The sequence below is a fragment of the Luteimonas composti genome (genome assembly GCF_042678665.1).
GTDB classification, from domain to species: domain Bacteria; phylum Pseudomonadota; class Gammaproteobacteria; order Xanthomonadales; family Xanthomonadaceae; genus Luteimonas; species Luteimonas composti.
Map to the genome: position 1 here is coordinate 47,429 of NZ_JBHTKU010000005.1, position 21,859 is coordinate 69,287.

Genomic DNA, 21,859 nt, shown 5'->3' on the forward strand with positions numbered 1-21,859 from the left:
TCGCGCGGGAAAAACTACTGTAGCGCCTTGAGCCGGTATAGCGCCTCCAGCGCCTGCTTCGGGGTCAGTTCGTCCGGGTCGATCGAGGCCAGCGCCTCCAGCGCCGCGGAGGAAGGCGCGAACAGGCCGAACTGCTGCGGCTGGTCGATCCGCTCGGCCGACATCGGCGCATTCCCGGCCGCGTCGTGGCCGCGCTGCTCGAGTTCGGCCAGGCGCACGCGCGCGTCGCGGATCACCGCCTTCGGCAGGCCGGCCAGCGCCGCCACCTGCAGCCCGAAACTGCGGTTGGCCGGGCCGTCCTTGACCGCGTGCATGAACACCAGGGTCTCGTTGCCGCGGCCGTCGTGGTGCTCCACCGCGTCCAGGTGCACGTTGGCGATGCCGCTGCCGGGCGTCGCCAGCGCGGTCAGTTCGAAATAGTGGGTGGCGAACAGCGTGTAGCTTCGGTTGACCGCCGCCAGGTGGCGCGCGCAGGCCTCGGCCAGGGCGAGGCCGTCGTAGGTCGAGGTGCCGCGGCCGATCTCATCCATCAGCACCAGCGACTGCGCCGTGGCGTGGTGCAGGATGTAGCTGGTCTCGGCCATCTCGACCATGAAGGTCGACTGGCCGCGGGCCAGGTCGTCGCCGGCGCCGATCCGGGTGAGGATGCGGTCGATCGGCCCGATCTCCGCGCGTGCGGCCGGCACGAAGCTGCCGATATGGGCCAGAAGCACGATCAGTGCGTTCTGCCGCATGTAGGTGCTCTTGCCGCCCATGTTGGGGCCGGTGATCACCAGCATGCGGCGGCCGTTGCCGTCGTCGTCGCACTCGAGCATCAGGTCGTTGGGCTCGAACGGATCGTCGCGCACCGCCTCCACCACCGGATGGCGGCCGCGCTCGATGCACAGTCCGGGCTCGGACCGCAGCAGCGGGCGCGACCAGTCCAGCGCCTGCGCGCGTTCGGCGAACGCGGCCAGCACGTCCAGCTCGCTGAGCGCCGCGGCGCAAGCGCGCAGCGGCTCCAGCCGGGCGTCGAGCGCGTCGAGCAGCTGCTCGTACAGCAGGCGCTCCCGCGCCAACGCGCGCTCGCGCGCCGACAGCACCTTGTCCTCGAAGGCCTTGAGCTCCTCGGTGATGTAGCGCTCGGCGTTGGTCAGGGTCTGGCGACGGCTGTAGTGCGGCGGCGCCCTGCCCGCCTGCGCCTTGCTGACCTCGATGTAATAGCCGTGCACGCGGTTGTAACCCACCTTGAGGGTGGGAATGCCGGTGGCCTCCTTCTCGCGCGCCTCCAGGTCGACCAGGAACTGGTCGGCGTTCTGGCTCAGCATGCGCAGCTCGTCGAGTTCGGCGTCGTAGCCTTCTGCGAACACGCCGCCGTCGCGCGCCAGCACCGGCGGCTGTTCGACCAGCGCCTGCTGCAGCAGGCTCGCCTCGGCCGCGTGCTCGCCGAGCTGCTTCGACAGTTCCTGCAGGCGGGGCGCGTCGAGCGGCGCCAGCAGTTCGCGCAGCGCTGGCAGCATGGCCAGGCCGTCGCGCAGGGTGGACAGGTCGCGCGGACGCGCCGAGCGCAGCGCGATGCGCGAGAGGATGCGTTCGAGGTCGCCCATCGCGCGGAAGCGCTCGCGCAGCGCGTCCTCGCAGCGGTGGTCGATCAGGGTCGCGACCGCGTCGTGGCGCAGGCGCACCGTGTCCTGCCCGCGCAGCGGGCGGTGCAGCCAGCGGCGCAGCAGGCGACCGCCCATCGGCGAGACGGTGCTGTCGAGCACGCCCAGCAGGGTGTGGCGCGTATCGCCATCGACGCGGGTGTCGAGTTCGAGGTGGCGGCGCGTGGCGGCGTTCATCGCGATCGCGCCGTCGCCGCTCTCGACCGCGATCGAGGTCAGGTGCGGCAGGCGCTGCTTCTGGGTTTCCTCCACGTAGCCCAGCAGCGCGCCTGCCGCGGCGATCGCCAGTGGCCGGTCCTCGATGCCGAAACCGGTGAGGTCGTGCAGGCCGAAGAAGCGCAGCAGCTGGCGGCGGCCGGAGTCGGCGTCGAACAGCCACGGCGGCCGGCGCCGCAATCCCGTGCGCTCATGCAGCGCGGCCGGCCAGCCCTCCTCGTCCGGCAGCAGCAGCTCGGCCGGGTCCAGCCGCGCCAGTTCGGCCTCGAGCTGGTCCTCGTTCGCCACCTCGTTGACCAGGAAGCGGCCGGCCGACAGGTCCGCCCAGGCCAGGCCGAAGCCGCCCTTGCCGCGCACCAGGGCCAGCAGCAGCGTGTCGCGGCGCTCGTTGAGCAGGGCCTCGTCGGTGACGGTGCCGGGGGTGACGATGCGCACCACCTTGCGCTCGACCAGGCCCTTGCTGGCCGCCGGATCGCCGATCTGCTCGCAGATCGCCACCGATTCGCCCAGCGCCACCAGCCGCGCCAGGTAGCCTTCGGCCGAATGGTGCGGCACGCCGGCCATCGGGATCGGCGCGCCGCCGGAGCTGCCGCGCTGGGTCAGGGTGATGTCCAGCAGCCGCGCGGCCTTGCGCGCGTCGTCGTGGAACAGTTCGTAGAAATCCCCCATCCGGAAGAACAGCAGCACGTCCGGATGCTCCGCCTTCGCGGCGAAGTACTGCTTCATCAGGGGGGTGTGTTCGGGGGACTTGTCCAGCTTCATTCGATCCGGAACGGGACGCGCGACGGCGCGCCGGCCCCGGATTGTAGCCGCCGCGCGCCGGCCTCAGTAGCGCAGCACGCGCGCGCCGGGCGGATCGGGCATGTCGCTGCCGGCCAGGACCACGCGGTCGCGCCCGCCGCGCTTGGCCTGGTACATCGCGGCGTCGGCGCGCGCCAGCACCCGCTCGTAGTCCGGATGCCCGTCCTGCATGGCCACGCCCAGGCTGGCGGTGACCGGCAGGCGCAGGCTGTCGCCCAGCGCCACCGGCGAGGCGGCGATCGCGCGACGCAGTCCTTCGGCGATGCCCAGCGCCTCGACTTCGTCGACCGACCCCAGGACCACCACGAACTCCTCGCCGCCGTAGCGGAACAGGTAGTCGCTGCCGCGGGTGTTCTCCATCAGCAGGCTGGCCACGTGCTGCAGCGCGCGGTCGCCGGCGGCATGGCCGTGGGTGTCGTTGATCGACTTGAAGTGGTCGAGGTCGATCATCAACACCGCGAACTGGCGTCCGGTATTGGCCTGCAGCGAGATCTCGCGGCGCAGGATGGTCGGCAGGAAGCGGCGGTTGAGCAGCCGGGTCAGCGCGTCGCGCCCCGATTCCAGGTCGCCGATGCCGTCGAACATGATCGAGACCAGGCTGCGGATCTGGTCGGCCAGCGCGCGCAGCTGGTCGAGCAGCAGGCGGCGCTCGCCCGCGTTGGCGGCGGTGGGCAGGCGCTCGCGCAGGGCGGCATCGATGCGCTCTGAGATGGCGCTGACCTCGCGCGTCTCGGCGGTATCGCCGAAGCTCGCCATGCCCTTGTGCAGGAACCACAGGCCGAACTCCGAACGCGAGATCAGCAGCGGCTGCGGCGGACCGGGCTGTTCGGCGGTCAGCGCATAGAGCAGCGAATTCTCCCAGGCCAGCAGCAGGGCACGCTGGCGTTCGCGCTCGGTGCCGATGTTCTGGATCAGGGAAAACAGGCGGAACGAACCGTCCAGCGCCCCCACCACCTCGCGCGAGCGGGCGTAGGCCCGGGTCATGGTTTCCATCGCGATATCGACCAGGCCGTCGACCGCCAGCACGACCTCCAGCGCGGCCGCGTCGTCGCCGGCGCGGGCGCGGATGCCCGCGTGCAGATCGTCCTTGAGCATGCGTGCGCCGCGGCCGACCAGGTCGACGGGGATGCCGATGCGGGCGTGGACGTGGCCCACGTGCTCCTGCAGCGCATACAGGTTGGCGATCTCGCCGGTGGTCGCAGCCAGCAGCGCCTTGAGCCAGCGCTGCAGCGAGGGCTTGAGCCGTTCGCGCACCTGGTTGACGTCGAGGAACCGCGCCGCGCGCGGGTCCTCCAGCATGGCGCCGTAGAAGTGGTCCGCCACCGCCGGGCCGCCCTGCTCGCAGACCTCGGCCAGCATCGCCCGCATCGGGTCGGTCAGCGCTCCGACCCGGCGCCGCCAGTCCGCCATCAGGCGGGTGTCGGCCGGCGGCGCCTTGTCGGCGCTCGTGCCGGTCTGGGGGGCAGGCCTGTTCACCGGTCCATTGTATCGGGTGCCCTGCAGCGCGGCCGGGGCCAGCGGGGGCTTGTGCCGCCGGACTGGCGTGACCGTACCCGCGCTCCGGCAGGCGGCGGGGGCCCGGACCGGATGGCCCGGGGGAATCCGTACGCGAGGGCATGGCGGGCTTCCCAATTTCGGAACTTATGTTAGGTTTTCGTTCGCTCCAGGTTCTCCGGGCGCCGGTCAGTCCCCCACGCGGGCCGGTCGCCCGAGGTCCGTCCCCGGGCTTCCCGGGCGGACGTGCATCGTTGTCGCAGCACTGCTTCGCGTCACCGCATTGCCATTCAACCAATTTGGGGGAGTCTCATGGCATCTGGCCATCCGCAGCGCAATCCACTCGCCATCGCCCTGTTTGCGGCGATCGTCTCCATGGCCGTTCCGGCAGCGGCGCAGGACCCCGCGCCCAGCGACGAGACCCGGACGCTGTCCACGCTCGTCGTGACGGCGCAGAAGCGCGAGGAAGCGCTGCAGGACGTGCCGATCTCGGTCACCGCGCTGGACGAGCAGTTGCTGCAGGACGCCAGCGTGCGCGACATCAAGGACATGCAGATCCTGGTGCCCGGGCTGACCGTCACCAGCACCCAGAACGAGGCCATCACCACCGCCCGCATCCGCGGGATCGGCACGGTCGGCGACAACGTGGGCCTTGAATCCTCGGTGGGCGTGGTGATCGACGGCGTCTACCGGCCGCGCAACAGCGTCGGCTTCGGCGACCTCGGCCAGCTCGAGCGCATCGAGGTGCTCAAGGGCCCGCAGGGCACCGTGTTCGGCAAGAACACCTCGGCCGGCGTGATCAACGTGGTTACCCGCCGCCCGAGCTACACGCAGGGCGCCGAGGCGGAGATCACCGCGGGCAACTACGGCGCACTGGGCGTGTCGGGCAGCTACAACGACAGCTTCAGCGACCAGGCCGCCTTCAGCATCTATGCCGCCAAGCGCAAGCGCGACGGCTGGATGGACGTGGTCACGGGCAACGGCCCGCGCACCGAGGACGAGGACTACGACCAGAATTTCCATACCGTCCGCGCCAAACTTCTGTTCGAACCATCCGAGAGCCTAGACATCCTGCTCTCGGGCGACTTCACCAGCCGGGAGGAGAACTGCTGCACGGCGGTGCAGACCACGGTCGGCGGCACCGCCGCGATCCTCAACGCGCTCGCCGGCGGCCAGGCCGTGGCCCGGCCCGGCGACGATCCCTTCGACCGAGTCGCCTACAGCAACCGTCCCACCAGCCAGGACATCAAGGACAAGGGCGTTTCGGCCGAGGTGAACTGGGACCTGGGCGGCTTCGGCGGCGCCACCCTGACCTCGATCACCGCTTCGCGAGAGTGGCAGGCCATCAACGGCCTGGATTACGACTTCAGCACCGCGGACCTGATCTACCGGAACGGCGACGAGGACGAATCGTTTACCGGGTTCAAGACCTTCAGCCAGGAACTGCGCCTGACCGGCGCCACCGACCGCGTCGACTGGATGGTCGGCCTGTTCTATTCGGACGAGGATCTGGACCGCAACGAGAGCTACCGCATCGGCCAGCACTACGAACCCTATGTCTCGACGCTGGTGTACCAGCTGGTCGGCCAGAGCCTGGCCGCGGCCGGGGTTCCGCTCGACAACCCGCTGAACCTGCCGGCCGCCGCGTTCCTGTCGCAGGTCGGCGGTACGCCGTACGGCACCGGCTTCACCGGGCTGGGCGCGCTCGACCGCTACCAGCAGAACGCGAAGAGCCTGGCGCTGTTCACCAACAACACCTGGCACGCCACCGACGCGCTCGATGTCACCCTGGGCCTGCGCTACACCCGCGAGGACAAGGAACTCACTTCCAACTACAGCAATCCCAACGGCAGCCTGGCCTGTACCGGTGCGCTCACCGACCTCAACCCGCTCAACCCGGCGCGCTACGCGCGCCTTCGCGCGGCGCTGTCCTCGCGCAGTTCCGCCTTTGCCGGCCTGCCCGGCCCGGTGCAGGATGCGATCATGGGCTCGGCGGGGCCGCAGATCGCGGGCTACATGTGCCTGCCCTGGGCCAACGCGCTGCACAACGCGCCCAGCCGCGACACGTTCCAGGAGAGCGAGGAGAAGGAGTGGTCGGGCACGCTCAAGGCGGCCTACCGCTGGAACGAGAACCTGATGACCTACGCCTCGGCCGCGCGCGGCTACAAGGGCGGCGGCTTCAACCTCGACCGCGTGCAGTCGGCGGACGGCAACTCGGCCAGCGGCGCGGGCATCACCCCGGTGCTGGACACCTCGTTCCCGGCCGAGTTCGTCGACAGCTACGAGCTGGGCGCCAAGACCACCTGGGCCGGCGGCTCGCTGCTGCTCAACGCCACGGCGTTCCACCAGGAGTACGAGGACTTCCAGCTCAACAGCTTCCTCGGCACCAGCTTCGTGGTGCGCTCGATCCCGAAGGTGACCTCCAAGGGCGTGGATGCCGAGGTGCTTTGGCAGCCGCAGTCGGTGCCGGGGCTGATGCTGCAGGGCGGCCTGATGTATGCCGACACCAAGTTCGGCGACGACATCCCCGGCGTCGATTTCGAACAGCGCACGCCGCTTAGCACGTCGGGTGCGCTGTACAAGCTCCCGGGCTCCACCATGCCGTTCGCACCGGAGTGGTCGGGCTCGATGGCGGTGACCTACGAGTGGGATTTCGGCAGCTCGCTGCTCGGCCGCTTCAACATCGGCGCCAAGTACATGGGCGACTACAACACCGGTTCGGACCTGGACGTCGAGAAGCACCAGTCTTCGTACACGGTGGTGAATGCCCGCCTCGGCATCGGCCGCAGCGACAACCGCTGGATGGTCGAGCTGTGGAGCACCAACCTCACCGACACCGAGTACGTGCAGGTGGGCTTCGACGCACCGCTGCAGGGCCTGTTCCCCGACCCGGGCAATCCGCTCAACACCTTCAACGCCTTCCCGGCCGCGCCGCGGATGTACGGCGTGACGCTGCGCGTGCGCTACTGACCTCGGAGGCTGGCCCTGGGGCCCGCGCATCGCACGATGCGCGGGCTTCTCTTTACCCGCCGGACCGCTTCCGCGCGCTCGCGGCTCAGCTCGCGTCGATATCGCCCAGCGCGCGGATCAGGCGGCGTGCGCGCTTGTCCGGGCGCGTTTCCGGCGCGCGATAGCCGGTGCGCTCGGCACGGGCCAGTTCGCGCGCCGCCTCGCGCCGCGCGCGCGATGCATCCGACTCGGCATACAGCGCCTGCGCGACCGGTGCCGGACCACGGCTGTCGGACAGGCCGCGCACCTCGACCTCGAACACCTCGCCGCTGCGCTCGATCCGCAGCGCATCGCCCATTCGCACGGCCCGCGCGGGCTTGGCGCGCTGGCCGCCGACCTCGACCTTGCCGGTCTCGACCGCCTGCTTGGCCAGCGCGCGCGTGCGGAAGAAGCGCGCGGCCCACAGCCAGAGGTCCAGGCGGACGGGCTGGGCGGCGACGGGTTGATCGTGCATGGGCAATCGGGCGCGACGGGAACGGCCGCGGATTCTAGTGCGCATCCCGTCGGCGCGATGTGGGGCCAGCCGGGCCGCGGGCGGCACGGGGGCGGGTCCCGGCGCGGGCGTGGGGTCCTCCGCCGGCCCGATCCCCGGGCCAATGCAGGTCAGGCCGGAAACGCGAACGGCCGCCCCGGGGGCGGCCGCTGCGGTGTCGCGCGGGAAGCCTGCCTTACTCGGCGGCAGCGGCCGCCGCGGCCTTGGCCTTGGCGTGCGCGGACAGGTCTTCCTTGATGCGCGCCTTCTTGCCTTCCAGGCCACGCAGGTAGTACAGCTTGCCGGCGCGGACCTTGCCGCGGCGCTTCACTTCAACCGAGTCGATGGTGGCGCTGTGGGTCTGGAACACGCGCTCCACGCCGTAGCCGTGGGAGATCTTGCGCACGGTGAACGAGGAGTTGAGGCCGGCGTTCTTCTTGCCGATGACCACGCCTTCGTAGGCCTGGACGCGCTCGCGGTTGCCTTCCTTCACCTTCACGTTGACGACGACGGTGTCGCCGGGGCCGAAGTCGGGCAGCTGGCGCTGCGCCTGTTCGGACTCGAACTGCTGCAGCAGGGTGTTCAGGGACGGCTTGGTGGTCATGGCGGGATCTCGATGGAGCCTGTTGGAGTCGTTGTAGGCGTGGTGCACGTGGACGCACGCTCTTGGCTTGGCAGCCCGCTCTGGCGGGTCAGCCGCGCATTATAGCGGCATTGGCGGGCGCGGGGCCAGCCCGGTCAATCATCCGGCTGGGCGTCCAGCCAGCGGCGCTCCTCGGGGCCCAGGCCGGCCGCCGCCAGCAGGTCCGGCCGGCGCTCGCGGGTGCGGAGCAGCGACTGGCGCCGGCGCCAGCGCGCGATTTCGGCGTGGTTGCCCGACAGCAGCACCTCGGGCACGGCCCCGAGCGCGTGCTCGACCGGCCGGGTGTAGTGCGGGCAGTCGAGCAGGCCGTCGGCCTCGAAGCTGTCCTGGGCGGCCGAATCGGCGTCGTTCAGCACCCCGTCCTGGAGCCGGGCCACCGCGTCGATGACCACGGCCGCGGCCAGTTCGCCGCCGGACAGGACGTAGTCGCCGATCGACAGTTCCTCGTCGACCTCGCCCGCCACCAGCCGCTCGTCGACGCCCTCGTAGCGCCCGCACAGCAGCAGCAGGCGCTCGCGCCCGGCCAGTTCGCGCACGATCGACTGGGTCAGCGGCCGGCCCTGCGGACTGAGGTAGATCAGCCGGGCCGGTGCCGGATCGGCCGCGCGCGCGGCGCGGATCGCCGCGCGCAGCGGGTCGATCATCATCACCATGCCCGGGCCGCCGCCGAAGGGGCGATCGTCGACCCGGCGGTAGTTGCCCTCGGCGTAGTCGCGCGGATTCCAGCCGTGGATCGACAGCAGGCCCCGCTCCTGCGCGCGCCCGACCACGCCGAAGCCGGCGCACTGGGCGACGAATTCGGGGAACAGGCTGATCAGGTCGATGCGCATGGGGCGGTCCGTGATCCGTGATTGGTGATCCGTGATTGGAGAAGCGGGCGCTTTCGGTCTTTCGAATCACCAATCACCAATCACCAATCACCAATCACTAAATCACACCTCAGAACTCCGCATCCCAGTCCACCGTCACGACGCCCGCATCGAAATCCACCGAGACGATGTAGTCGGGCTGGACGAAGGGGATCATGCGCTCGCGCTCGCCGCGCGCCACCAGCACGTCGTTGGCGCCGGTGGAGAACAGGTGCGAGACCACGCCGAAATCGACGCCGTCGGTGTTCACCACGCGCAGGCCTTCCAGGTCGACCCAGTAGTACTCGCCCGGCGCCGGCGGCGGCAGGGCTTCGCGCGGCACGTACAGCTCCGCCCCGCGCAGCGCTTCGGCCGCGTCGCGGTCCTCGACGCCGGGCAGGCGCATGACGATGCCCTTGCCGGTGGCGCGACCGCGCGCGCCCTCGACCTCGCGCTCGACGCCCTGCGTGGTACGCAGGGTGAGCGGGAGGTAGCGGAAGATCGCCTCGGGCGGATTGCTGAAGGACTCGAGCTTCAGTTCGCCACGCACGCCGAACGCGCCGTGGATCCTGCCCATGAGGATGCGGCGCGCCAGCGTATTCATTTCCGGGGATGGGCCGCGCGGTGCGCGGCCCGCGCCATCAGGCGGCCGGGGCGGCCTTGGCGGCTTCGCGGTACAGGTTGCGGACCTTGTCGGTCAGCTGCGCACCCTGCTTCACCCAGTGGTCGACACGGGCGGTGTCCAGCACCACGCGCTGCTCGGCGCCCTGCGCCACGGGGTTGTAATAGCCCACGCGCTCGATGTTGCGGCCGTCGCGCGCGCTGCGCGAGTCGGTGACGATGATGTGGTAGAAGGGGCGCTTCTTCGCGCCGCCGCGGGTGAGGCGGATCTTGACCATGGTGCGTTCTCGGTGTTGCCCAGTCGCCAGGATGGCGAGGTAAGCCGGCAATTCTAGCCCATGGGGCCGCGCCACGGAACCCCGGACCCCACTCAGCCGGCCAGCGGCCGCCAGGGCTGGCTGCGCAGGGCCGCGTCGAGCGCCTCCATCAGCGCCGGATCCGGTCGCAGCGTGATGTCGTCGATGCCGCCGATCGGCCAGATTCCCGTGGCGTTGGCCGCGAACGCGGCGCGCAGCCCCGCCAGCGCGCGCGCCTCGACCGGCGCATGGCGCTGCCCCACCCCGGCTTCGGACAGTCCCGCCTGCAGCAGCCGCTCGGCGGTGCCGCGCAGGGCGTCGGCCTGCGGCCAGACCACCTGGCGGCCGTCCCAGAAGCCGATGTTCCAGACCGAACCCTCGCTGATCCGGCCGCGCGCATCGACGAACAGCGCGTCGTCCGCGCCTTCCCGGCGCGCCTGGCGCCGGTGCTGGAACAGCGGGAAGGTGCCGACGTGCTTGATGTGCGGCAGCGGCCGCTGGAAGGCGTAGGTCTTCACCCACACCGGACTGGGATCGGCCTGGCGCGGCGGATTGACCGATACCAGCAGGTCCACGGGCAGGATGCGGTCGGGCTGCGCGTAGTCGAACTCGCGGGCGAACACGGTCACCCGCACGCTGGCGTCGTCCACGCCGGCGCCGTCGAGCGCCGCCAGGATCGCGCCGCGGATGCGCGCATCGTCAATCTTCGTGTCGAACAGCTCGCGCGTCGCGGACCTGAGCCGGTGCAGGTGCAGTTCCAGCCCCTGCACGGCGCGTCCGCGCACCTGCATCGAGCTGAAGTGGCCGTAGTTGACCAGCGCAAGCGCGCGCAGGTCGTCGGCGCTGGCCGGCCGGCCGTCGAGGAAGGCGAGCGTCATCGATCAGCGGAAGGGCATCCGCCCCATCCCGCCCATCATGCCCTGCAGGCCCCGCATCATGCCCTTCATGCCGCCGCGGGCCATCTTGCCCATCATCTTTTCCATCTGCTGGTACTGCTTCATCAGCTTGTTGACGTCCGACGGATGCGTGCCCGAACCGGCGGCGATCCGCGCGCGTCGCGAGCCGTTGAGCAGGGCCGGGTTGCGGCGCTCTTTCTTCGTCATCGAGTTGATGATGGCGATCATGCGCGGCACTTCCCGGCTCTGCTGCACCTGCTGCTTGAGATGCTCCGGGATCTGGCCCATGCCCGGCAGCTTCTCCATCAGGCTGCCGATGCCGCCCATGTTCTGCATCTGCTCGAGCTGGTCGCGCATGTCGTTGAGGTCGAACTTCTTGCCCTTGGCGACCTTCTCGGCCAGCTTCGCCGCCTTGTCCTTGTCGACCTGCTGCTCGACCTGCTCGACCAGCGACAGCACGTCGCCCATGTCGAGGATGCGGCTGGCGACGCGCTCGGGATGGAACACGTCCAGGCCGTCGGTCTTCTCGCTGGTGCCGATGAACTTGACCGGCTTGCCGGTGATGTAGCGCACGGAGAGCGCCGCACCGCCGCGGGCATCGCCGTCGGTCTTGGTCAGCACCACGCCGGTGAGCGGCAGCGCCTCGCCGAAGGCCTTCGCGGTATTGGCCGCGTCCTGGCCGGTCATCGCGTCGACCACGAACAGCGTCTCGACCGGATTGACCGCCGCGTGCAGCGCCTTGATCTCGGCCATCATCGCCTCGTCGATGGCGAGGCGGCCGGCGGTGTCGACCAGCAGCACGTCGACGAAGGACTTCTTCGCGTCGGCGATCGCCGCGCGCACGATGTCCTCGGGCTTCTGCCCGGCGTCGGACGGGAAGAACAGCACACCGGTCTGCTCGGCCAGCGTCTTGAGCTGCTCGATGGCGGCCGGGCGGTACACGTCCGCGCTGACCACCATCACCTTCTTCCTGCGCTTGTCCTTGAGCAGGCGCGCCAGCTTGCCGACCGTGGTGGTCTTGCCCGCGCCCTGCAGGCCGGCCATCAGCACGACCGCCGGGGCCGGCACGTTCAGGTTGAGCTCGCTGGCCTGGGCGCCCATGACCGCGGTGAGTTCGTCGCGCACCACCTTGATCAGGGCCTGGCCGGGGGTCAGCGACTTGAGCACCTCCTGGCCGACCGCGCGCACCTTGATGCGCTCGATCAGCGCCTGCACCACCGGCAGGGCGACGTCGGCTTCCAGCAGTGCGATGCGCACCTCGCGGGTGGCCTCGCGGATGTTCTCCTCGGTCAGCCGGCCGCGGCCGCGCAGGCGGTCGATGGTGCCGGACAGGCGCTGGGTGAGCGATTCGAACATGGCGGAAACGTCGCGGAAAAACGGGGCCGCCGATTATAGCGGGCGGGCGCGCACTGCCCGTTCCCGACCGCGTCCCGGCTGCCCCGCGCCACGGGTTCGTGCGACACTTTCCCGATGCCAATCATTCTCATTGCCGCCGCGTTCTACCTGCTGGCCGCCTGGCTGGTCGCACGCCGGCTGCAGGTGGACCGCGGGGCCGGTGCCGGCTTCTGGCAGCTGACCGCGGTGAGCGCGGTGGTGCTGCACGGCCTGTTCCATGTCCTGGCCTGGCGCGCCACGGCGGCGGTGGACCTGCATTTCTTCTCGGCGCTGTCGCTGGTCGGGCTGGGAATGGCGGCGCTGACCACGCTGTACGCAGCCACGGGCCGGATGGGGGCGCTGGGCGTGGTGGTATTCCCGGTCGCCGCGGCCTGCCTGGTCGGCTATGGCGTGTCGGGGGGTTCGGCGCCCCGCGACCTCGGCTGGCGACTGGAGCTGCACGCCTGGCTGGCGCTGCTGGCCTACGCCGCCCTGGCGATCGCGGCGGTGCTGGCGATCATGCTCCGGCTGCAGGAACGCGCCCTGCGGCAGCGCCAGTTCAGCGGCTGGCTGCGGGTGCTGCCGCCGCTGACCGAACTTGAGTCGCTGCTGTTCCGCACGATCTGGGTCGGCTTCGTGCTGCTCACGGCCACCCTGCTCACCGGCATCCTGTTCGTGCACGATTTCTTCGCCCAGCACCTGATCCACAAGTCGGTGCTGAGCATCCTGTCGTGGCTGGTGTTCGGCGCGCTGCTGCTGGGTCGGTGGCGCCACGGCTGGCGCGGTGCCAAGGCCGTGCGCCTGACCCTGGTGGCGATGGCGCTGCTGGTGCTCGCCTTCTTCGGCAGCAAGTTCGTGCTGGAACTGGTGCTGCAGCGCGCGTGAATCGCGCTCACGGCGAGGGCAGCGCGATGCGCGGCATCTCCAGCTGCGCCAGTTCCAGGATCCAGGCCGGCCGCCGCGGCTTCACCTCGTTGATGAGAAACCTGCGCGCGCCCTCCTCGCCATAGCCGCGACGGCTGTTTCCGAGCATCACCGCGCCGCCCGGCAGCGCCTCGTAGCGGTAGGCGTTCCATTCGACGATGGCCTGGGCGCCGGCGGTATGCCCGGAGACCAGGAAGTCGAGCACGTAGCTCGACCCGTCCTCCTGCACCATCCATTCGTAGTTGGCACGGGATCGGTGGCCTTGCGCGCCTCCAGCTCCGCCAGCTTGATCTGCAGCAGTTCGCGCGGACCGGCGTCGCCGAGCAGCACGTCGAGCATCAGCATCTGGTCGTAGCCGGCCAGCGTCTGGCCGTCGGGCAGGTATTCCTGCTTGTAGAAGTGCGGAAAAGGATGGCTGCCCCAGACCAGGTGGAAGGCCTGGCCATCGAGCAGCAGCGGGCCCGGCACCCCGAGTCGCTCGACCGGAGCTTCGGCGCAAACGGGTGCCGCGCCGAGCAACAGGACCAGGGTGAACAGCCAGGCGCGCGCCAGGCGGATTCCATTCGACATGCGTGCATCTCCGTATGCGGTCGCAGCCAGTCTGGGGGCGTCGCGGACGCGGCGCAAACCGCGCCCTGCGGGTCGCCGTCGGCCGGATCGGCGAGAATGACGGCCCCGACCGGCTTCCCTGCACGACATGCCCCTCCTCGACGATTCGAGCCACCTCGCCTGCCGCGGCCACCATGCATGGACCAGCGCGGCGATCCGCAGGATCGAGGCCGATTTCAACCGCTCGGCCGATACCCACCTGATTCCGCTGGCCCTGCCCGGCTTCCCCGGCATCGACGTCTACTTCAAGGACGAGTCCAGCCACCCCACCGGCAGCCTCAAGCACCGGCTGGCGCGCTCGCTGTTCCTGTACGCCCTGGCCAACGGCTGGCTGCACGCGGGCAGCACGGTGATCGAGGCGTCCAGCGGCTCGACCGCGGTGTCCGAGGCGTACTTCGCGCGGCTGCTGGGCCTGCCCTTCGTCGCGGTGATCCCGGCTTCGACCTCGCCGGAGAAGATCGCCGCGATCGAATTCCACGGTGGCCGCTGCCATCTCGTCGCCAGGGCGTCGGACATCGGCACCGAATCGGTCCGCCTGGCGCGCGAGAGCGGGGGGCATTTCATGGACCAGTTCACCTATGCCGAACGCGCCACGGACTGGCGCGCCAACAACAACATCGCCGAATCGATCTTCCGGCAGATGGAGCAGGAACCGCATCCGGTGCCGGCATGGGTGGTGTGCAGCGCGGGCACCGGCGGCACCAGCGCGACCATCGGGCGCTACGCCAGCTATCGCGGCTTCCCGACCCAGGTCCTGTGCGCCGATCCGGAGCACTCGGCCTTCCACGCCCATTACGCCCGCGTCGCCTGCGGCGGCACGGCCGAGGCGCCGCCCGCACCGGCCTCGCGCATCGAAGGCATCGGCCGGCCGACCGCGGAACCGAGCTTCATCGCCGGCTGCGTCGATGCCATGGTGAAGGTGCCCGATTCGCTGAGCCTGGCGGCGATGCGCTACGTCAACCGGCGCCTGGGCCGGCGCGTGGGCGGATCGACCGGCACCAACTTCGTCGGCGTGCTGCGGGTGGCGCAGGCGATGCGCGCGCGCGGCGAGGCCGGGTCGATCGTGACCATCCTCTGCGATGGCGGCGAGCGCTACGCCCACAGCTACTACAACCCGGACTGGTACGCCGCCGAAGGCATCGGGATCGAAGCCGCCGACGCAGTCATCGCCGCGGCTGCCGATGGCGAAGATGCCCTGCCCGACCTGCAGCCGCTGTCGCGCCACGCCCTCCGCGGCCGCTAGGCCGGCAGTCCCGGCAAGGCGCCACAGGCCAGGCCCAGCGCCGTTCCCGCCAGCACTTCGGCCGGAGTATGACGGCCCATCCTCAACCGCGACCAGCCCAGCAGCGGCAGCAGGAGCAGCACCACCAGCGCGCGCGGGCCGAGCAGCGCGGACAGCGCGACCGCGGCGAACGCCAGGCTCGCCATGTGCAGCGAAAGCTTGATCCAGCGGTTGGCGATCGCCGCCACGCACAGCATCGCCACCGCCGCCAGAACGCCGCGCGAGGACGCCGATGCGCCGCCCCCCATCCACCACCAGTAGCCGCCGGCGACAAGCAGCACGAGCAGGTAGAGCAGTGGCCGCTCCTGCCGGCGCGAAGCGTCCACGGTCTGCCAATGGCCGGCGCGGCGACGCTGCAGCACGAACACCCAGACAATCGCCACGGCCACGCCGATGCCGGCCGCGGTCCGCCCGAGGCTTGCTGGATCCAGCCGCCAGGCCGCGACCAGCGCGAGCGCCCCGAACACCGCGAACGGGTGCAGCACCACCGACACCCATCGCGCCACGCGCGGCGCGGTGTCCGCCCGGACCGTGCTCACGCCTGCTCGAGTGCGTCGGCCAGCCGGTCCACCGCGATCACCTGCATGCCCTTGTAGCTGCCGGCCTTGGGCGCATTCGCCCTGGGCACGATGGCGCGCAGGAAGCCGTGCGTCGCCGCCTCCTTCAGCCGCTCCTCGCCATTGGGCACCGGGCGGATCTCGCCCGACAGGCCGACCTCGCCGAAGGCGATGGTCTTGTCCGGCAGGGGCGCATCGCGCAGCGAGGACAGCACCGACAGCAGCACCGGCAGGTCGGCCGCGGTTTCCTGCACGCGGATGCCGCCGACCACGTTGACGAACACGTCCTGGTCGCCCGTGGCCACGCCGCCGTGGCGATGCAGCACCGCCAGCAGCATCGCCATGCGGTTGCCTTCCAGGCCCACGGCGACGCGCCGCGGGTTGGACAGCGGCGAGGAGTCCACCAGCGCCTGCACCTCCACCAGCAGCGGCCGCGTGCCCTCGCGGGTGACCATCACGCAGCTGCCCGGCTGCCGCGCACTGCCCGAGAGGAAGATCGCCGAGGGGTTGGGCACTTCCTTGAGCCCCCTGTCCCCCATCGCGAACACGCCCAGCTCGTTGACCGCGCCGAAGCGGTTCTTGAACGCGCGCAGCACGCGGAAGCGGCTGCCCGAGTCGCCCTCGAAGTACAGCACCGCATCGACCATGTGCTCGAGCACGCGCGGGCCGGCGATGCCGCCTTCCTTGGTCACGTGGCCCACCAGGAACACTGCGGTTCCGGTCTCCTTGGCATAGCGCACCAGCCGCGCGGCGCTCTCGCGCACCTGGCTCACCGAGCCGGGGGCGGCGGTGAGCGACTCGGTCCACAGCGTCTGCACCGAGTCCGCAACGATGATCCGCGGCCGCAGCTGCGCGGCCTGTTCGAGGATGCGTTCGATGCCGGTCTCGGCCAGCGCATTGAGGCCCTCCAGCGGCAGCCCCAGCCGCGAGGCGCGACCCGCGACCTGGGCCAGCGATTCCTCGCCGGTCACGTACAGGCCCGGCAGCGAGGCCGCCATCGAGGCCACCGCCTGCAGCAGCAGGGTGGACTTGCCGATGCCCGGATCACCGCCGACCAGCACCACCGCCCCGGCGACCAGGCCACCGCCGAGCACGCGGTCGAATTCGCCGATGCCGGTGGATACGCGCGCCTCGGCGCCCTGCTCGACGTCCTTGAGCGCGGTAACCCTGGGCGGATCGACCTTGCCGGCCCAGCCGCTGCGGCGCGCGGCCGGCGATTTCACGGAGGCCGCGGACTCGACCACGATCTCCGACAGCGTGTCCCAGGCGCCGCATGCGCCGCACTGCCCCTGCCACTTGCTGAAATCGGCGCCGCATTCATTGCATACGTAAGCTGTCCGCGCCTTGGCCATATCCGCGTTCGCACAATAGATCCGGCCGCCAGCGTACCGGAGCATGGTCCCGGGAGCTGAGACGCTCCCCCGTTTGCGGAAGCGTACGGGCAAGCATGGAATGATCTCGGATTTCCGCTCCACCGCCTGCCCCGAGGCCATCGACGCGGACCTGTGCATCATCGGGGCCGGACCCGCCGGCCTGACCCTCGTCCGCGAGCTGGCCGGGAGCCCCTGGCGGATCTGCCTGCTCGAGGGCGGGGGCTGCGCGAGCGAGCCGGAAAGCCAGGAGCTCAATGCCGGACTCTCGGTCGGCCCACACGAGCTCGATCCGCGCACCAGTCGCCTGCGCGCGCTCGGCGGCGCCACGCGCATCTGGGGCGGCGGCTGCATCCCGATGAGTTCCCTGGAGCTGGCCCGCCGCGAATGGGTGCCCGACAGCGGCTGGCCCATCGGCTGGAGCGAACTGGAACCCTACTACGCCCGCGCCAATGCGACCTGGGGCGTGGAACCGGGCGATTTCCATGACGGCAGCTACCATCCGCCGCGCAGCAGCGGCGAGCAGCCTTCGCCCTGCCTGGAAAGCCGCGTGTGCCGCATGCGTCCGGTTGACTTCGGCCAGGCCAGCCTGCCGTTCCTGCAGGCCGTGCCCAACCTGCACCTGGTGCTGCACGCCAACCTGTTGAAGCTCGAGGCCACGTCCGACGCCCGGCGCGTGCGCCGGGCGCTGATCGGCACCGTGGACGGACGCCGCGGACACGTGAACGCCCGCTGCTTCGTGCTGGCCGCGGGCGGCATCGAGAACGCCCGCATCCTGCTGCTGTCCGACGACGTGGCGGCGCCGGGCCTGGGCAATGCCCACGATATGGTGGGGCGCTGCTTCATGGACCATCCGCGCTGCAGCGTCGGCAGCCTGCACGGCAAGCGGGTCGACCGGCTGGCGGCCTGGTGCCGCGGTCCGATCGACCGCGCGCCGGCGCCGGCCACCCACCAGCTCAGCCTGGCCGGCGAGGCGCAGCGCGAACACCGGCTGCTGCATGCGCGCTTCTGGCCATTCGCGATCGAGCGATCCGCACCGGGCCTGCAGGCGCTGCGCCAGCTGCGCGCCTCGCTGCGCGGCGCCAGCAGCGATCCGGCCGTCGCCGTCGAGGAAGATCTGCTGGTCGCGCTGGCCAGGGACCTGCCAGGACGCACCGGGCAGCCCCCGGCGCCGCCGAGGACGCGGCTCGCGCTCGATACGGCGCTGCACGCCCATGACGTGGTCCGTGCCGGGCTTCGCAAGCTGGCCCGGCGTCCCACGGTCGCGACCGAGCGCGTGGAGATGGTGGGCTATTTCGAACAGACCCCGCATCGCGACAGTCGCGTCGGCCTGTCCGACCAGCGCGACGCGCTGGGCCTGCGCAAGGTGCAGGTGGACTGGCGGCTGGGCCAAGGAGACCTGGACAACATCCGCACCACCGCCGGCCTGGTGGGCAAGGACCTGGCGCGACAGTACGAATGCCGGTTCGAGCCCGCGCCCTGGCTGCGCGATCCAGGGCGCCCGCCGCCCGTGCTGGGGACTGCCCACCACATGGGCACCACCCGCATGTCCGATTCGCCGCGCACCGGAGTGGTCGACCGCAGCTGCAGGTTGCACGAGGTGGAGAACGTCTACGTCGCCGGGAGTTCGGTGTTCCCGACCGGGGGCTGGTCGTTCCCCACCCTCACCATCGCCGCCCTGGCCATCCGGCTGGCCGACGAGCTGCGGCTGCGGATGGCCGAGCTGTCGATGCTGGCGATGCTGTAGCTGCGCCTCGCGCGGGCGCCGCGCCCTTTGACCGCGGCGCCCCCAAGCGCCTAGAATCTGCGGCCCTCGCCGGAATAGCTCAGTTGGTAGAGCGGCGCATTCGTAATGCGTAGGTCGTAGGTTCGATTCCTATTTCCGGCACCAGCTGCATCGAAAAGCCCCGCTTCGCGGGGCTTTTTCGTTGGCGGGACCGGCCCTAGTCGATCAGCTGCAGGCGCAGCTCCTTGGGCAGGGCGAAGACCATGTCCTCGGGCTCGCCGTGCAGTTCGCGCACGCCGCTGGCGCCGAGTTCGCGCAGCCGCGCCAGCACGCCCTGCACCAGCACATCCGGCGCGGAGGCACCGGCGGTCACGCCGACATGGCGCCGGCCCAGCAGCCACTCGGGATCGATCTCGGCGGCGCCGTCGATCAGGTAGGACTCCACGCCGTCGCGCTCGGCCAGTTCGCGCAGCCGGTTGGAATTGGAGCTGTTGGGCGAACCCACCACCAGCACCAAGTCGCACTGCTGCGCGAGTTCGCGGACCGCGTCCTGGCGGTTCTGGGTGGCATAGCAGATGTCGTCGTTCTTCGGCCCCTGGATCAGGGGGAAGCGCGCGCGCAGCGCGGCGATGATGTCGCGGGTGTCGTCGACCGACAGCGTGGTCTGGGTGGTGTAGGCGATGTTGTCCGGCTGCGAGGGATCCAGCCAGGCCACGTCCTCCAGATCCTCGACCAGGTAGATGCGGCCGCTGCCGGCTTCGGCCTTCCACTGCCCCATGGTGCCCTCGACCTCCGGATGCCCTGCGTGGCCGATCAGCACCACGTCGCGCCCGGCGCGACACTGGCGCGCCACTTCCAGGTGCACCTTGGTCACCAGCGGGCAGGTCGCGTCGAACACCTTGAGGCCGCGCCGCGCCGCTTCCTCGCGCACCGCCTGCGAGACGCCGTGGGCGCTGAAGATCACCGTGTTGCAGTCCGGCACCTCGTCGAGTTCCTCGACGAAGATCGCCCCGCGCCGGCGCAGGTCCTCGACCACGAAGCGGTTGTGGACCACCTCGTGGCGCACGTAGATCGGCGCGCCCAGCGTCTCGATGGCGCGCTTGACGATCTCGATCGCGCGATCGACGCCGGCGCAGAAGCCGCGGGGGTTGGCGAGTACGACATCCATGGCGTGCAAGTGTAGCGCTCCGGCGGGCAACCGCGCCGGAACAGGGCGTGCCATGGAGGGCCTGTCGGGGCTAGCGCGACGCGCGGCCGTGGCGCGACCTTGCCGTCTCCGGGGCCATGATCGCCCGCAGCAGGGCCACCGCCAGCGCGCCGAGCATCAGCGCGGCGGCCCAGAACACGGGTCCCTGCTCGACGCCGATCGTGGCGACGAAGCCGGCCAGGCTGAGCAGCAGCGCACCCGCGGCGGCAGCGCGCAGACGGCGCGCGCGCGCGGTGGCGCAGGGCGGCATGGCCATGGCCAGCAGCCACCAGGCTGCGAGGATGAGGATCGAACCTAGCGCGACCATTCAGGCTCCTCCCCGGCTGGCCGCTGCCTGCGGAGCCGATACAACGGCGGGCGCCTCGCCCAGGCAGGCGCGGCTGCGATGGGCCTGGCGCGCCAGCGCGCCGAAGGCGAGGGCGAAGGCCAGCGCCACCAGGTCGACCGCAGCCAGCGCCCATTCGCCGCGCGCCAGCGCCGCAGGCAGGTCGCTGTAGGGGGTGGTGAGCAGGTTGGCGACGGGGATCGCGACCATGGCCACGGCCGTTGCGGCGAACAGGTCGCGCCAGCCGCGTCCCTGGCGGTCGCGCAGCACGCCCCAGAGCGCGGCCGCGATCCAGGCCGCGCAGAACACCGCCACCTCGGCCCCGGCCCGGTCCGGCAGCCCCGCCGGCAGCAGTCGGTTGGCCACCAGCATCGCCGCGCAGGCCAGCGGCATCCCCGCCACCACGCCCACGTTCAGCGCGCGCACCAGGCCATGGCCCGAGAACAGGCCGGCCGCGGCCGCGCGCTGCTCGCGCTTCCGGATCCAGACCTGCATGCCGGTGGCCAGCATCACGCAGCCGGCCAGGCCGAGCAGGAAGTACAGCCAGCGCAGCGGCGCACCACCGAACTGGGCCATGTGCAGGCCGCCGAGGAAGGCGTAGGTGTCGTAGCCGGCGGTGGCGGGGGTGGACTGGTGGACGAAGGCGCCGGTGGCGGCGTCGTAGTGCACCTGCTGCATGTCCCAGGCCACGCGCCGGGAATGGTCCGTGCCGAACGAGATCATGGCGCTGGCGTCGGCGGGATGATGGATCGAAGCCCATTCCACCGGGACATCCATGCGCTGGCGCGCGTCGGAAACCAGCGCGTCGACCGAGTGCAGCGCGGCCAGCGGCCGCCCGACCTCGGGACGCTCGTAGAAGCCGCCCGCCTCCTCGTAGAACTTCTCCACGTCGCCGCCGTACGCGGCCTGGGTGCCGCCGAAGATGTAGCTGGCCGCGAAGATGGCCACGCCGGTGTAGGCGATCATCAGGTGGAACGGCAGGCCCAGCACCCCGGCCAGGTTGTGGCCGTCGAGCCAGGCGCGCTGCCCGCCGCCGCGCCAGCGCAGCATGAAGAAGTCGCGGAAGATCTTCTTGTGCGTGATCACGCCGGCGACCAGCGCCACGCACATCATCATGCCGATGAAGCCGACCAGGTACATGCCGGGGAAGCCCGCATGCAGGTCGTAGTGCAGCTGGAAGAAGAACTGGCCTCCGGCGGTGGCAGGCACTTCATCGCCGGTGCGCGGATCGAGCAGCACCTGGCCTTGGCTGCCGTCGTCGTTGAACCAGAACGCCTCCACGCCGCGCTTGCGCTCGCCCGACACGTGCGCCCACCAGACGTGGGCATCGGGCGCGCGCTCGCGCACGCGGGCGAAGGCGGCGTCGAACTGCGTGGGCTGCGGGCCGGACACGGCATGCAGCGAAGGCCGCATCCAGTCGTCGAGCTCGCTGTCGAAGCAGGCGATCGTGCCGCCGACGAAGATCACGAACAGCAGCCAGCCGGCGAGCAGGCCGGACCAGGTGTGCAGCCATGCCATCGACTGGCGCAGGGAATTCTTCATCTCG

The 21,859-nt window shown here is 70.8% G+C and carries 19 protein-coding genes and 1 tRNA gene; 5 read left to right on the plus strand and 15 right to left on the minus strand.

The annotated features are described in order from the left end of the window. Window positions 1-14: 14 nt before the first annotated feature. Window positions 15-2,621 carry a DNA mismatch repair protein MutS gene (gene mutS / locus ACFQ2D_RS14930; RefSeq protein ID WP_280943468.1) on the minus strand — a complete coding sequence of 869 codons (2,607 nt, stop codon included), beginning with the start codon at window positions 2,619-2,621 and terminating at the stop codon, window positions 15-17. Between the two features lie 63 nt (window positions 2,622-2,684). Beyond that, entirely contained in the window at window positions 2,685-4,136 is a 1,452-nt protein-coding gene (locus ACFQ2D_RS14935; protein WP_280943467.1) for a GGDEF domain-containing protein, read from the minus strand. A gap of 330 nt (window positions 4,137-4,466) precedes the next feature. Here ACFQ2D_RS14935 and ACFQ2D_RS14940 point away from each other — a divergent pair, with 330 nt between their 5' ends. After that, window positions 4,467-7,124: a TonB-dependent receptor gene (locus tag ACFQ2D_RS14940; protein WP_280943466.1), complete on the plus strand. Its 2,658-nt coding sequence runs from the start codon at window positions 4,467-4,469 to the stop codon at window positions 7,122-7,124. 85 nt (window positions 7,125-7,209) lie between these two features. Here ACFQ2D_RS14940 and ACFQ2D_RS14945 read toward each other — a convergent pair whose 3' ends face one another. The 7 genes from ACFQ2D_RS14945 to ffh all read right to left on the minus strand — a co-directional run bounded on the left by ACFQ2D_RS14945 (window position 7,210) and on the right by ffh (window position 12,295). Next, entirely contained in the window at window positions 7,210-7,617 is a 408-nt protein-coding gene (locus ACFQ2D_RS14945; RefSeq protein WP_280943465.1) for an RNA-binding S4 domain-containing protein, read from the minus strand. Between the two features lie 214 nt (window positions 7,618-7,831). Further along, complete coding sequence (gene rplS, locus ACFQ2D_RS14950; RefSeq protein ID WP_280943464.1) at window positions 7,832-8,239, minus strand: 50S ribosomal protein L19; 408 nt, start codon at window positions 8,237-8,239, stop codon at window positions 7,832-7,834. Window positions 8,240-8,373: 134 nt separating this feature from the next. Further along, a complete protein-coding gene (trmD, locus tag ACFQ2D_RS14955; protein ID WP_280943463.1) occupies window positions 8,374-9,108 on the minus strand; it encodes a tRNA (guanosine(37)-N1)-methyltransferase TrmD in 735 nt (244 codons plus the stop codon). A 109-nt stretch (window positions 9,109-9,217) separates the two neighbouring features. Then, entirely contained in the window at window positions 9,218-9,730 is a 513-nt protein-coding gene (rimM, locus tag ACFQ2D_RS14960) for a ribosome maturation factor RimM (RefSeq protein ID WP_280943462.1), read from the minus strand. Window positions 9,731-9,767: 37 nt separating this feature from the next. Then, window positions 9,768-10,025 (minus strand): 30S ribosomal protein S16, encoded by a 258-nt coding sequence (gene rpsP / locus ACFQ2D_RS14965; RefSeq protein WP_280943461.1) that lies wholly within the window; start codon window positions 10,023-10,025, stop codon window positions 9,768-9,770. A gap of 92 nt (window positions 10,026-10,117) precedes the next feature. Then, on the minus strand, window positions 10,118-10,921 hold the full coding sequence (locus tag ACFQ2D_RS14970; protein WP_280943460.1) for an aminotransferase class IV family protein: 804 nt from the start codon (window positions 10,919-10,921) through the stop codon (window positions 10,118-10,120). A gap of 3 nt (window positions 10,922-10,924) precedes the next feature. Continuing rightward, complete coding sequence (ffh, locus tag ACFQ2D_RS14975) at window positions 10,925-12,295, minus strand: signal recognition particle protein (RefSeq protein ID WP_280943459.1); 1,371 nt, start codon at window positions 12,293-12,295, stop codon at window positions 10,925-10,927. 114 nt (window positions 12,296-12,409) lie between these two features. Between ffh and ACFQ2D_RS14980 the strand changes: the two genes are divergently transcribed. Next, window positions 12,410-13,198: a cytochrome C assembly family protein gene (locus ACFQ2D_RS14980; RefSeq protein WP_280943458.1), complete on the plus strand. Its 789-nt coding sequence runs from the start codon at window positions 12,410-12,412 to the stop codon at window positions 13,196-13,198. Window positions 13,199-13,205: 7 nt separating this feature from the next. Here ACFQ2D_RS14980 and ACFQ2D_RS14985 read toward each other — a convergent pair whose 3' ends face one another. After that, entirely contained in the window at window positions 13,206-13,466 is a 261-nt protein-coding gene (locus ACFQ2D_RS14985; RefSeq protein WP_280943457.1) for a hypothetical protein, read from the minus strand. A gap of 468 nt (window positions 13,467-13,934) precedes the next feature. On the opposite strand from ACFQ2D_RS14985, the gene ACFQ2D_RS14990 reads away from it, so the two are divergent. Further along, the gene (locus ACFQ2D_RS14990; RefSeq protein WP_280943456.1) at window positions 13,935-15,089 is read left to right on the plus strand and encodes a PLP-dependent cysteine synthase family protein; all 1,155 of its coding nucleotides are present in this window, start codon (window positions 13,935-13,937) and stop codon (window positions 15,087-15,089) included. Here the strand turns inward: ACFQ2D_RS14990 and ACFQ2D_RS14995 are convergent. Both ACFQ2D_RS14995 and radA read right to left on the minus strand, forming a co-directional pair. Next, complete coding sequence (locus ACFQ2D_RS14995; protein WP_280943455.1) at window positions 15,086-15,667, minus strand: hypothetical protein; 582 nt, start codon at window positions 15,665-15,667, stop codon at window positions 15,086-15,088. The two genes, ACFQ2D_RS14990 and ACFQ2D_RS14995, sit on opposite strands and share 4 nt — an antisense overlap. Next, window positions 15,664-17,037 carry a DNA repair protein RadA gene (gene radA, locus ACFQ2D_RS15000; protein WP_280943454.1) on the minus strand — a complete coding sequence of 458 codons (1,374 nt, stop codon included), beginning with the start codon at window positions 17,035-17,037 and terminating at the stop codon, window positions 15,664-15,666. The genes ACFQ2D_RS14995 and radA overlap by 4 nt, the downstream gene beginning before the upstream one ends. 100 nt (window positions 17,038-17,137) lie before the next feature. On the opposite strand from radA, the gene ACFQ2D_RS15005 reads away from it, so the two are divergent. After that, complete coding sequence (locus ACFQ2D_RS15005; protein ID WP_280943453.1) at window positions 17,138-18,802, plus strand: GMC oxidoreductase; 1,665 nt, start codon at window positions 17,138-17,140, stop codon at window positions 18,800-18,802. A 68-nt stretch (window positions 18,803-18,870) separates the two neighbouring features. Next, window positions 18,871-18,946, plus strand: a tRNA-Thr gene (locus ACFQ2D_RS15010). A 52-nt stretch (window positions 18,947-18,998) separates the two neighbouring features. Here the strand turns inward: ACFQ2D_RS15010 and ispH are convergent. The 3 genes from ispH to ACFQ2D_RS15025 all read right to left on the minus strand — a co-directional run bounded on the left by ispH (window position 18,999) and on the right by ACFQ2D_RS15025 (window position 21,855). After that, on the minus strand, window positions 18,999-19,949 hold the full coding sequence (gene ispH, locus ACFQ2D_RS15015) for a 4-hydroxy-3-methylbut-2-enyl diphosphate reductase (RefSeq protein ID WP_280943452.1): 951 nt from the start codon (window positions 19,947-19,949) through the stop codon (window positions 18,999-19,001). A gap of 70 nt (window positions 19,950-20,019) precedes the next feature. Continuing rightward, on the minus strand, window positions 20,020-20,295 hold the full coding sequence (locus ACFQ2D_RS15020) for a DUF3325 family protein (RefSeq protein WP_280943451.1): 276 nt from the start codon (window positions 20,293-20,295) through the stop codon (window positions 20,020-20,022). Beyond that, a complete protein-coding gene (locus ACFQ2D_RS15025) occupies window positions 20,296-21,855 on the minus strand; it encodes a PepSY-associated TM helix domain-containing protein (protein WP_280943450.1) in 1,560 nt (519 codons plus the stop codon). Window positions 21,856-21,859: the final 4 nt, after the last annotated feature.